Below are 12371 nucleotides of genomic sequence, written 5' to 3' on the forward strand. Positions count from 1 at the left end.
GTGTTACAATGGTAAGGACAAAGGGCAGCTACCTGGCGACAGGATGCGAATCTCTAAACCTTATCACAGTTCGGATCGGAGTCTGCAACTCGACTCCGTGAAGCTGGATTCGCTAGTAATCGCGCATCAGCCATGGCGCGGTGAATACGTTCCCGGGCCTTGTACACACCGCCCGTCAAGCCATGGGAGTCTGGAGTACCTAAAGTCCGTAACCGCAAGGGTCGGCCTAGGGTAATACAGGTGACTGGGGCTAAGTCGTAACAAGGTAGCCGTACCGGAAGGTGCGGCTGGAACACCTCCTTTCTGGAGTTCTGAAAATGGGCTTTAGTATAGTTAGTGTAGTATGTACGTAAGAGATGAGTTAGGTGATTTTTCTGAATGTGCGTACTCGCTTCTGCTGTCGATATCTTTTCTTCTCACCTTATTATAGTCCTAAAGACAGTCCTATAGCTCAGTTGGTTAGAGCGCTACACTGATAATGTAGAGGTCGGCAGTTCAAATCTGCCTGGGACTACTTTAAGTGACTTACCTGGGGGATTAGCTCAGCTGGCTAGAGCACCTGCCTTGCACGCAGGGGGTCAACGGTTCGAATCCGTTATTCTCCACTTTTTCAAGATGATCGGCTTGCCTCATACGAGGTGAGCCGATTTTTTTGTATCCAGCCCCCTCTTGTACTCTATGTCTGATCTTTAGAGTGCGCTGAGTATGCAGGGGTGGGGGCTTTTTGCTACCTTTGCACCGGGCGTGCCTGCCCGTAACCATTATAATAGAAGAGATAGGGTAATCCGTAGATGAATTTAGTTATAGTAGAGTCTCCGAAGAAGGCCGAGCTGATCTCTGGCTTTCTCAAAAAACATCAACTGAACGACTATAAGGTTATGGCCAGTGCGGGCCATGTGCGTGACCTCAAGCAGCATTCCTTCAGCGTGAATGTAGAGGATCACTTCCGCCCCGAGTACGTCATCACCGAGGACAAGAAGAGCCTGGTGCGCGAACTCAAAGCCGCAGCAAAGAAAGCCGACCTCGTCTACCTCGCTTCCGATGAAGACCGCGAAGGAGAAGCCATCGCTTGGCATCTGAGCGAAGCCCTCGAGCTCAAGCCAGAGAAGACCCGCCGTATCGTCTGCCACGAGATTACCGCCGAAGCCTTCCTCCATGCCCTGGAGCACCCACGTGAGGTGAACATGAATCTTGTCGATGCGCAGCAGGCACGCCGCGTCCTCGACCGTATCGTGGGCTTCGAGCTCTCTCCCGTACTGTGGAAGCGCATCCGCCCCTCGCTCTCGGCAGGGCGTGTGCAGAGCGTAGCCGTCCGACTCATCGTCGACCGTGAGCGTGAGATCACAGCCTTCGTACCCCAATCTTCTTACCGCCTACAGGCGACCTTTGTCCTCCCCTCGGGTGAGCGTCTCTTGACAGAGCTCAATCATCGCTTCGCTACCGAAGCCGAGGCTGAGGCCCTCATGACACGCTGTGCTACGGCAGACTTCTCTATCGGTGCGATCACGCGCCGTGCAGCTCGCCGCTCGCCAGCTGCACCCTTCACCACATCTACGCTGCAGCAGGAGGCCGCGCACAAGCTCGGCTACTCCGTCTCGCAGACGATGCGCCTCGCGCAGTCCCTCTACGAATCGGGGCATATCACCTATATGCGTACCGACTCGGTCAACCTCTCTTCGCAAGCCCTCGGCGCTATCGCTCGTCAGATCGAGAAGCACCCCGGGAAGGAATACCACCAGCCCCGCCGCTTCCAGACTAAGAGCAAGGGTGCGCAGGAGGCTCACGAAGCTATTCGTCCCACCTATATCGACCGCGAGCGTGTCGGTGGTACGCCTCAGGAGCAGCGTCTCTATGACTTGATCCGCAAGCGTACCCTTGCCTCGCAGATGGCTGACGCAGAGATCGAGCGCACGACCGTATCGATCCCCGTCTCTGGTACAGACTATGCCTTCACCGCACAGGGTGAAGTGATCACCTTCCGAGGCTTCCTCGATGTCTATATGGAGTCGACGGGAGAGGAAGGCAATGCGGAGGTGACGAAGCTCCTCCCCCCAGTCAAGGAGCGCGAAGCTCTTTCGCTCGAAGCCCTCACGGGGGAAGAGCGCTTCACACAGCGCCCTGCCCGCTATACGGAGGCTTCGATGGTAAGCAAGATGGAAGAGCTCGGCATCGGCCGTCCTTCGACCTATGCTCCCACGATCCAGACGATCCAGAATCGTGGCTACGTAGAGCGTGCTGACCGCGAGGGCCAGCGTCGCAACTATGCCGTACTGACCCTCAAGGATGGCGCTGTCAAGCGTGCTGTCAAGAGCGAAGTCTACGGCGCCGACAAGGGGAAGCTCCTGCCTACCGATGTGGGTATCGTCGTCAATGACTTCCTCGTCGACCAGTTCCCCAATATCGTAGACTACAACTTCACGGCACGTGTCGAGGAAGAGTTCGATACGATCGCCGAAGGGAAGACCTCTTGGTCAGGCGCTATAGGCGACTTCTACCAGCGCTTCCACCCCGAGGTAGAGCGTGCCACGCATGAGCGTCCTGCTCAGCGTGTCGGCCAGCGCATCCTCGGTGTACAGCCCTCGACAGGGCTGCAGGTATCGGTCAGCATCGGCCGCTACGGCCCCATGGCACAGCTGGGTACGGCAGAGGATGCCGAGAAGCCCCGCTTTGCTTCGCTGCAGAAGGGGCAGTCGCTTGAGACGATTACCCTCGAAGAAGCCCTTGCGCTCTTTGACCTACCGAAGAATATCGGTGAGTATGAGGGTGAGGTAATGACGGTCGCAGTGGGTCGCTTCGGCCCCTATGTTCGCCACGCAGGGAAGTTCTACAGTCTGCCTAAGGACACCGATCCCCTCTCCTGCACCGCAGAGCAAGCTATTGAGATCATCCGTGAGAAGCGTGAGAGCGAGGAGAAGAGTCTCCTGAAGTCCTTTGCTGAAGATGCTGACCTCTCGATCCGTACCGGTCGCTTCGGCCCGTACCTCAAGTACAAGACCGACAACTACAAGCTCCCCAAGGATGTCGACCCCACGTCGATGAGCTACGATGACTGCATGAAGCTCATCGCTGAGACGCCTGCGAAGACGGCTCGTAAGGGGGCAGCTCGCAAGTCCTCTCCCCGCGCAAAGAAGTCGAAGAGCTAAGCTGTAGATGCGCTACTTCATCTCTCTGAGCTACGACGGCACGAACTACAGCGGCTGGCAGACCCAGCCCGATGCTCCGACCGTCCAAGAGACTATCGAGAAGGCGCTGACTCTCGTCTCGCGCTCTCCCGAGCCTATCGCTATCGTCGGTGCTGGACGCACAGATGCTGGCGTCCATGCCCGTGGTATGGTCGCTCACGTCGATCTGCCGATGGACCTCGAGGCCGCACGTGAGCTGATCTTCCGCACCGACCGCTACCTCCCCCATGACATTGCTCTGCATAGCATCCGCCCCGTGACGGACGAGGCACATGCACGCTTCAGCGCTACCTCCCGTACGTATCGCTACTATGTGACGCTGCGCAAGGATCCCTTCCAGGAGTCACGCATGCTGCGCCTGCACTTCCCGCTGGACTTCGAGCGGATGAATGTAGCTGCCGAGCAGCTCCTGAGCTTCACGGACTTCACGAGCTTCAGCAAGCTCCATACCGACGTCAAGACGAATAACTGCCGTGTCACGGAGGCTTATTGGCGCGCAGGCGCGGAGCCTGGTCAGTGGATCTTCACGATCACGGCCGACCGCTTCCTGCGCAATATGGTGCGTGCCGTCGTCGGGACGCTCTTCCAAGTAGGCAAGGGGCGCCTGTCTGTCGAGGACTTCGCTGCCGTCGTCGAAGCCAAGGATCGCGGTCGTGCTGGCTCGTCAGCTCCAGGACACGCCCTCTATCTCGAGGCTGTCGGCTATCCCGAAGAGCTGTATCTGGACTAAGCTCCTCCCACATATCTCTAATAAATAGCGCAGGCTCCTTCGCCACTATGGGCGGAGGAGCCTGCGCTATTTATGTATAAGGGGAAGGGGTATTTACTGCCCGACGCCCCAAGCGATGAGGCTATCGCGAAGTGCGGGCGAATTGCGGCGCATGAGCCAAGCTGTGCGTACGGAGTAGCTCAGCGGGAGAGTGCAGTCCAGTGCAGGGAAGAGACGTGCAAAGCGCTCGGCTTCCTCAGAGGTGCAGACGGTATAGTTGATCTTCCCCGAGGCGACCTGCATGGCGAGCTGCTCGGCAGCGTAGAGCGTGTCGACCTGGATGCTTAGGCTGTCGCCGATCTCTTCGCCGAGGTGCTCGATGAAGAGCGAGAGGGGCGAGGCCTTCGGCAGGGTGATGGAGTGCCCTGCGAGCTCTACCTGACGGCTGATGTGGTGTGCGCTGTCTGCACGGCGCTGCACGAGGTAGATAGGTCCAGAGGTCTTCTCAGCGAAGAGCATATAGCGGGTGGTATCTACCGCCGAGGTATGCGTGATGGGGTGGGCAACGAGGTCTGCCGTGCCGGTGCTGAGGTGGCGAAGGGCTTCGTCCCAGCGGTTCTCCAGTACGACCTCGACACGTAGCCCGCTCTTCTTCTCCAGCTGCTTGGCGAGCTCGTAGATAGCGCCCGAGAGCTGTCCGCCCTGCACTTCTCCACCACTGCCGTAGCCTGCGAGGAGGCGAAGTGTGCCCTCCTTGCGTATCTCGGGGTAGTCGCGCTCGATGAATGGGAGCGAGGCCGCCTCTTTGCTTGTCTTGACCTGACGGCGCAGGTAGAGGAGCATAGCGATGGCTAGGAGGAGTAGGAAGGCATATACCCAGAGGCGGGTATTCGTGCGGAGCTTAGCCATAGGAGAGGGTTAGTTGTTGAGGTCGACGACGACACCTGCGGAGAGGTGCATCGGGTTGTAGGGGTATTTGTACATCGAGAGGCGCTCGTTGGTCATAAAGGCCTCACCCACATTGTACATCTGGAGGAAGAAGCGTGCACGCTTCAGTCGGAAGTTCGCATAGGCGATGAGTAGCGGAGCCTGTCCGCCGACATTGCCTTCCGTCTGGAGGGCGAACTGCTGGTCGGTCGGCATATAGTAGGGCGCGTGATAGGCAGAGTGCCAATAGCCCTTGATGCCGAGGTCGACACGCAGGACCTTCGCCAAGAGGAAGCGCAGATACACGTCAGCTGCTGCCGTGAGCGAAGGTAGAGGTAGCACGGAGGGCACAGAAGACTGCTGATAGGCAGCCTCAAGATCCCAGTTGATCGGGCCGAAGGATCCTGCCTGTCGAGCACGCAGCGCGAGGACCTGGATGAGGTCGGAGTGCTGCTGTGTCTCGCCCTTGCTATCGAAGTAGATATAGTTCTGCAGGCTTGCCGTACGTGCCTCGAAGCTCGTACCCCATGAGGAGAGGTGCACACGACCACCGAGCTCAGCACGGCGAGTGAAGCTCAGCGACTTGTCCCACCAGCCGTAGGTGCCGTGGTGATGTGCAGCGAAGTAAGAGGGGCGAGCATTGTCGACATAGGCGTCGGCCTCGAGGGCAAAGCGCTTCTGGAAGAGGCTGAAGGCGGTACGGATATCCCCCTCAAGCTTGAAGGCGCCAAGGTCCGAGCCGAGGACACCCAGCTCTCCACGGGCGGAGAAGTTTAGCCCTGTGCCTTCGCGACGCTCGATGAGCCCACCGATGAAGGTCGAGCTAAGTGCCGTGCGAGTGTAGCGCTCTGTGGCAAGGTCGGGGAGCGATGCCCAGCGGTTCTCCTGACGGAGGTAGGCTGAGAGGCCGAACTTTACCCAGGGGCGGAAGCCCTCCATCAGAGAGAGGGCGACGGTATTCTGCAGGGTGACGAGCTGTGCGGTGTCGTTCGGGAGGGTATAGGTCGTCGTGGTGCCGTCGGCATTGGTGCGGGTATGGGTCACGGCAGGCGTGCCGAAGACCGTGCCCCACTGGTCGCTCTCGGTGTGGGAGAAGAAGCGACGGCTCTGCTTGTTGTAGTAGGTCGTCAGCGAGATACCGCCCACGGGGACGAAGTACGTGGAGTCGAGGCTCTGGAGAGCCTCGGAGCCTTCTTGACCCTCTATGGGAAGGGGCTGCTTGCGCTTGACGGTGCGGTAGGAGCCGAGGCGATAGGACTGTGCGAGGTAGGCGTGACCAGAGCGGATGCGGTTCGTCAGCTCACCGGTACTGATGAGTACGGGTACGTCGCGCGAACTGATCTTGGTACGGCTATTCGTGTAGCGCTCGGGATTGTAGATGTAGTCAGCGTTGGTGATCCCACCATTCTCCTCCTGCTTGTAGTAGTCGTTGGCGATGTAGCCGAAGAGCTCGTAGCGGTCGCCACGATAGGAGGTGAAGACGCGGTAGCGAGCATCCTTGCTACGCCCCTGCGTGTAGAAGCCACTGGCATAAGTGTAGTCGAAGCTCGCTCCGACATTCAGCTCCTTGCCGAGGTTCGCTCCGAAGTCCGCCGTGATGACGTCCTCACTCTCGTTGCTCTTGAAGTTCTTGTGATAGCGCACGTAGGTGAAGGGCGTCTTCGTGTCGTAGTAGCGCACCGCATCGGGCGTGTAGAGCATGCGGTAGTAGCCGTCGGTATAGAAGAAGTCGCCGACACGGCGGGGGCGATCGAAGAAGAGCTTCGCCTGCCACTGGCTATTTGTATTCCCCAGATAGGAGACCCCGAGGGAGCGGAACTCCGGTGAGATGTACTCGAAGGTGTAGTGCGTCAGCGTGTCGGGCATCTCGACGCGTACGGCACGCGCCACATCGGGTGTGATCTTATAGGCCTTGAGCTTGTCGCCACGGACCATCTTGATTTCATCTGGAACCTCGACGACCTCACGTACCTGATAGGGATCGTAGGGGCGCACGGGCTCTTGGGCAAATAGCGTGGCGGAGCTGAGGCCGAGGAGACCAAGGAGCAGGAGGCTTCTTATCTTCATTAAGTAGAATGAGGCTGGGGAAATATACGGACGATGAGGGGGGGGATTAGCACTGCTCCATACCGCAGCTGCATCCCCGAGGATCGAGCTCGATAGTCAGATGGTCGAGCTGGTAGCGGCGAGCGACCTGGCGCACTGACTCCTTGAGGGCAGCGAGAGCCTCTGGGCTTGTGGTGCCTACACCATCGTAGACGATGTGCAGGGAGGCGATATGCTGCTCGCCATTGAGCGTCCAGATATGTAGGTCGTGCAGGTCGAGCACCCCAGGCAGGGCACGGACTTCTTCAGCGAAGGCCTCTTGGTCCACGCCTTCGGGCACCCCCTGCAGGAGGATGCGGAAGTTGTCGCGCAGGGCAAAGTAGACATTGTAGAGGATCCAAGCGGTGATGCCGAGGGAGAGCAGGGGGTCGAGGATCTTGAAGGAGGGGAAGAAGTACATCACGATACTCACCACGAGTACCGCTACCCATCCGAGGACGTCCTCCATCAGGTGCAGGCGCATGGAGCGCTCGTTGAGCGATGTGCCGCCACTCATTCTCCAGGCAGCGAAGCCATTGATCAGGAGACCGAAGACCGCGAGGACGAGCATAGCACCCGCACGAGGTGGATCGGTCGGCATGATCAGGCGCTCGATGGACTCCTTGATGACGAAGACCGAGCCCACTAAGAGGATGGTGGAGATGAGAAGCGAGCCGAGGAGGGAGAAGCGCTTGTAGCCGTAGCTGAAGTGGCTATCGCGGCCCTTCTTCGAGAGGCGCTCGAGGTACCATGCCACACCGAGCGAGCAGGAGTCCCCGAGGTCGTGGAGCGAGTCGGAGAGGATCGCTACACTACCCGTGTAGAGCCCACCGAAGAGCTCGATGATGGAGAAAAAGAGGTTCAGCAGGAAGGCAATGAGGATATTCCCCTCCGCATGATGGTGGTGGTGGTGATGCCCATGGCCGTGACTGTGTCCGTGGCTATGGGAATGACCGTGGTCGTGATCATGACCGCAGTGGTCGTGGTCGTGATTATGTTCGTGAGCACACACGTCTCCGTGCTCATGCTCGTGCTCGTGGGGCTTCATAGGAGTTGTTTACGATACGTTAATTGAAGTGGCTTACTTCTTGACACAAAAGTACAACTATTCCCCCTCTTTCCCCTGTGTACACCCTACAAAGGACGCACTTCCACGCTGGTGTTATCCTCTTCCTCGTCCACATTCCTCGGGGATAAGCCTGGGGATAAGTCGGTAGATGGTGAGGATGCTGCACTGCTCTTGGTGCGAATGTGCCGATGCCAATGCGTCGGTGCTGTGGGTATTCTTCGGGGATAACGCTGGGGATAAGGCTGTGGGGAAGGTGCTGCGTGTGGTGGAGATCCTACACCTTTAGGGGAATTATTCACCTAAGATGTGCGGGGAGGAAGTGCGTCGGTGTAAGGGATGCTGAAGGATCTTGTAGAGGATGGAAAAGCAACCTATAGTGGTCGCTGGGGTGAGCTATATAGGTTTGCTCACGGACCAATATAGGTCCACGCGTCGACCAATATAGGTTCGCCCGCTGACCAATATAGGTTCATATTACCCTCTTGTAGGAGAGGATGTTTTGCCCTCGTCCTAAAGAGAATGTGATCCCTTGTATAAAGCATTAAGGTCAGGAGGCTGCAGTGTGCAGCCTCCTGATCTTAGCCAAGGGTAGAGTATGGGGTGGGTTACTTCGTGACGGTGCCTTCGAAGGCAATCGTCGACTTCGTCTCAGCCTTGTTGAGTGCGGTGAGGATCTTCGTGATCTCTTCGCTGGGGCTCTTGCCGTAGCGCGTCTTGTAGCTATTGAGGTACATGATGTACATGGAGAGATCCAGCTGACCAGAGAGCTTGCCATCCTTGACGGAGAAGCTACCTACCTTGGGGGCGAAGGGCATAGCACCGTGCTTAGGGGTGTGGATAGTAGCACCATTCTGTACTTCGTATTCGCGAGAGCCTTGCTTGCCGGTGAAGGTGATCTTGTTGCCCTTGAGCGTGACCTGAGTGAACTCGCCCGTGCCGAGGACTGCTTCGCCGAAGTTGAACTCGGTGAGGTTGATCTTACCGATGCCTTCGAGGGTGACTTCTGCGGGAGTGACCGTCACCTTGCTGATGGTGTAGGTGCCATCGGTGCCAGTGACGATGGGGTTTGGTGTTGGCTTGGGCTCGTTGTTTTCCTTGCCACCGCAGGAGGAGAGGCCGAGGGTGAGGCCAGCGAGGAGAAGGACCGAAGCCCACTTTTTGGTATTCATGTCTGTGAACGGACTAAGTGTGATACGATGACGGAGGGAAAAGTCCCTCCCTACGAGGAGCAAAGGTAGCTCAATATGTAGGCTTAATGGCTCACAGTCTGCAATATACCTATATATAGGTAAGCGCCCCAGATAGCACGTGCTATCTGGGGCGCTTTTATCTAACAAGTAGTGGGGAGTCGTAGGCTTAAGCCTTCTTACCCTGGTTGGCTACAGCCTCCATGAGCTTCTTGATCTCTTCGGGGTCACCGAGGAAGTAGTCCTTGACGAGACGGAGCTCATCGTCGAACTCGAAGACGTAAGGAACGGCCGTGGGGAGGTTCAGCTCGACGATGTCTTCGTCAGAGATGCCCTTGAGGACCTTGATGATACCGCGCAGGCTATTACCGTGAGCTGCTACGAGGACGTCATCGTGCTGCATGAGCGATGGGAAGATCTTGTCTTCCCAGTAGGGGAGCGTACGAGCGACCGTGTGGCAGAGCGCTTCGGTCAGGGGCAGGTAAGCAGGTACGACACCCGTGTAGCGGGGGTCAGCCTGAGGTGCGCGCTCGTCGGTAGCAGCCAGCGGCGTGGGAGGCACGTCGTAGCTACGGCGCCAGATCTTCACCTGTTCGTCACCGTACTTCTCAGCCGTCTCAGCCTTGTTGAGGCCCTGAAGCATACCGTAGTGCTTCTCGTTGAGGCGCCAGCTCTTCTCTACGGGGATCCAGTCGAGGTCCATGACGTCGAGGATCTGGTTGAGGGTCTTGATAGCGCGCTTGAGGTAGGAGGTATAAGCCTGCGTGAAGTGGAAGCCGTTTTCCTTGAGGATGGCCCCAGCCTTCTTAGCTTCTTCGACACCCTTCTCGGAGAGGTCTACGTTCGTCCAGCCAGTGAAGCGGTTCTCCTTGTTCCACACGCTTTCGCCGTGACGGATCAGTACAATTCTCTTCATGATTCGTTGATGGTCTATAAATGAATTAGTAATGTGCTCGTTTATCGACTGCAAAGATAGCCAAACTTATCCGTGCTGGTTGAGTCGGTGGAGGAGCTGGCGTACGGGCTCCCGCCAGTCCTCGCCATTGAGGGGCTGGTAGGTGTGTATGCCGAACTCACGCGCCATGGCTACGTTCGCTGGGCCGTCGTCGAGGAAGAGCGTCTCCTCGGGGCGCATATTCCCCTCGCGCAGCATCGTCTCGAAGATACGGCGGTCGGGCTTGACCATCCCCATCTCGCAGGAGGCGAACTTCTTCTCGCAGAAGGACGAGAGCGGACGGCCGCTGGGGAGGAAGCGATCCGACTCGCAGAAGTCCATGACGTAGGGATTGGTATTGGAGAGGATGAAGATGCGGTAGTCCCCGAGCTCCTCCTCGATGAAGTCGAACTTATAGGCGTCTACTTCGCGGAGGAAGCCGAAGTAAGCGTGAGCGATGTCGTCGTAGGTGAGTGTACGACCTGCCAGCGAGCTGAGCGCTGCACGGAACTCGGGCTCCGTCATACGCCCGTCCTCGACCTGGAGGAAGTAGCCACTCTGAAGGTAGGGATCCAGCATCTTCTCGACGTCAGGTACCCCAAGGGCAGAGAAGCGGCGTAGGGCCTCTTCACGATCCAGTCGGAAGAGGACGCCGCCGAGGTCCAATACGATGTTTCTTATCATTCAGTTTCTATGGTTTGGGTTGCATTGTGATCAGCGGGATGAGCATCTCTTCGAGCGAGATCCCTCCGTGCTGGAAGGTGTCCCGATAGTACTGCACGTAGTAGTTGTAGTTATTCGGATAAGCGAAGAAGTCATCGCTGTAGCTGAAGACATAGCGGTCGGAGAGATTGACCTGTGGCAGGCCGATCTTCGCCGGTACGATGGCTTCGTAGACCTCCTTGGGGTTGTAGGTAAGGGTCTTCCCGACCTTGTAGCGGAGGTTGGTATTGGTATTCTTGTCGCCGACGATCTTCACGGGGTTCTTCACGCGGATGGTACCGTGGTCGGTGGTGAGGATCACGCGGTAGCCCATCTCGGAGATGTGCTTGAAGAGGTTGTACGTCGTCGAGTGACGGAACCAGCTGCGCGTCAGCGAGCGATACGCAGCCTCGGTATTGGCCAGCTCGCGGATCATCTTGCTCTCGGTGCGGGCGTGGGAGAGCATGTCGACGAAGTTCAGCACGATGACGTTCAGCTGATACTGCTTGAGGCTATTGAGGTTGCCTAAGAGGCGCTCGCCGAAGCGGGCTTCGTAGACCTTATTATAGGAGAAGGAATAGTTCTTGCGGTAGCGCTGGATGAGCGTCTGGATCATCGGCTCTTCGTTGAGGTTCTTGCCCTCTTCGCTCTCTTCGTCGACCCACAGATCGGGGAACATCTTCGCGATGTCCAGCGGCATCAGCCCTGAGAAGATCGCATTGCGAGCGTACTGCGTAGCCGTGGGGAGGATCGAGAGATAGAGGTCTTCGTCGAAGGTGTAGAACTCGCTCAGCATCGCCTTCACCGACTCCCACTGGTCGTAGCGGAAGTTATCGATGAGGATGAAGAAGACCTTCTCGCCCGAGTCCAAGAGAGGGAAGACCTTCGTCTTGAAGAGGTCGGGGCTCATCAGCGGGCGCGTCTCGGGCTCGCGGATCCAGCCCTCATAGTTGCGGCTGATGAAGCGGCTGAAGAGGCGGCCAGCGTCGGTCTTCTGCATCTCCAGTAGCTCCTTCATCTGCGCGTCGCCCTGCTCCAGCTCGATCTCCCAGTGCACGAGGCGGCGGTAGAGGTCCTTCCATTCGTCGATGGAGAGGCGGTCGCTCATCTGCGCGCTGAGCTGAGCGAACTCCTGACGATAGTTCATCGTCGTGGCTTCGCTGATGATCGTGCTCTGGTGAAGGTTCTTCTTCAGGGACAGCAGGAGCTGATTGGGGTTGACGGGCTTGATGAGGTAGTCGGTGATCTTACCGCCGATGGCTTGGTTCATCAGCTCTTCCTCCTCGCTCTTGGTGATCATGATGACGGGGAGGAAGGGGCGTAGCTCCTTGATGCGCTGCAGGGCATCCAGGCCTGTAATCCCCGGCATGTTCTCGTCGAGGAAGATGAGGTCGAAGTTCTGGGTCTGTACGGCTTCGATAGCATCGGCGCCGCTGAGGACGGGCGTCACTTCGTAGCCCTTCTCCTTGAGGAAGAGGATATGTGGCTTGAGCAGATCGATTTCGTCGTCTGCCCAGAGGATCTGATATACTTTGTTGCTGCTCATACTTTGCGAAGATAATAAAAGTTATGGGGG

Annotated in this window: 9 protein-coding genes, 2 tRNA genes and 1 rRNA gene; 5 read left to right on the forward strand and 7 right to left on the reverse strand. The window is 57.7% G+C overall.

Features of this window, described 5'->3' with window-relative positions; genetic code table 11:
• The 5 genes from HMPREF1121_RS06355 to truA form a co-directional block, all read left to right on the forward strand.
• Positions 1-303, forward strand: a 16S ribosomal RNA gene (locus tag HMPREF1121_RS06355); the annotation flags it as partial.
• A 137-nt stretch (positions 304-440) separates the two neighbouring features.
• Positions 441-514, forward strand: a tRNA-Ile gene (locus HMPREF1121_RS06360).
• Between the two features lie 17 nt (positions 515-531).
• Positions 532-605: transfer RNA gene (locus tag HMPREF1121_RS06365), tRNA-Ala, on the forward strand.
• A gap of 186 nt (positions 606-791) precedes the next feature.
• A complete protein-coding gene (gene topA / locus HMPREF1121_RS06370) occupies positions 792-3143 on the forward strand; it encodes a type I DNA topoisomerase (protein WP_044115431.1) in 2352 nt (783 codons plus the stop codon).
• 7 nt (positions 3144-3150) lie between these two features.
• Positions 3151-3912 (forward strand): tRNA pseudouridine(38-40) synthase TruA, encoded by a 762-nt coding sequence (truA, locus tag HMPREF1121_RS06375; RefSeq protein ID WP_044115432.1) that lies wholly within the window; start codon positions 3151-3153, stop codon positions 3910-3912.
• Positions 3913-4005: 93 nt separating this feature from the next.
• Here truA and HMPREF1121_RS06380 read toward each other — a convergent pair whose 3' ends face one another.
• From HMPREF1121_RS06380 to HMPREF1121_RS06410, 7 genes are all read right to left on the reverse strand, one after another.
• Positions 4006-4800, reverse strand: a complete 795-nt coding sequence (locus tag HMPREF1121_RS06380) for a transporter substrate-binding domain-containing protein (protein WP_044115433.1) — start codon at positions 4798-4800, stop codon at positions 4006-4008.
• Positions 4801-4809: 9 nt separating this feature from the next.
• On the reverse strand, positions 4810-6885 hold the full coding sequence (locus tag HMPREF1121_RS06385) for a putative porin (RefSeq protein WP_044115434.1): 2076 nt from the start codon (positions 6883-6885) through the stop codon (positions 4810-4812).
• A gap of 46 nt (positions 6886-6931) precedes the next feature.
• Positions 6932-7951, reverse strand: a complete 1020-nt coding sequence (locus tag HMPREF1121_RS06390) for a cation diffusion facilitator family transporter (RefSeq protein WP_084151998.1) — start codon at positions 7949-7951, stop codon at positions 6932-6934.
• A 626-nt stretch (positions 7952-8577) separates the two neighbouring features.
• A complete protein-coding gene (locus HMPREF1121_RS06395) occupies positions 8578-9141 on the reverse strand; it encodes a hypothetical protein (protein WP_044115435.1) in 564 nt (187 codons plus the stop codon).
• Positions 9142-9328: 187 nt separating this feature from the next.
• Complete coding sequence (gene gpmA, locus HMPREF1121_RS06400) at positions 9329-10075, reverse strand: 2,3-diphosphoglycerate-dependent phosphoglycerate mutase (RefSeq protein ID WP_009433363.1); 747 nt, start codon at positions 10073-10075, stop codon at positions 9329-9331.
• 66 nt (positions 10076-10141) lie between these two features.
• A complete protein-coding gene (locus tag HMPREF1121_RS06405; RefSeq protein ID WP_044115437.1) occupies positions 10142-10777 on the reverse strand; it encodes an HAD family hydrolase in 636 nt (211 codons plus the stop codon).
• A 7-nt stretch (positions 10778-10784) separates the two neighbouring features.
• Positions 10785-12341, reverse strand: coding sequence for a T9SS response regulator signal transducer PorX (locus HMPREF1121_RS06410; protein WP_044115438.1), 1557 nt, complete (start codon positions 12339-12341; stop codon positions 10785-10787).
• Positions 12342-12371: the final 30 nt, after the last annotated feature.

Origin of the sequence: Porphyromonas sp. KLE 1280 (genome assembly GCF_000700805.1) — a bacterium.
GTDB classification, from domain to species: domain Bacteria; phylum Bacteroidota; class Bacteroidia; order Bacteroidales; family Porphyromonadaceae; genus Porphyromonas; species Porphyromonas pasteri.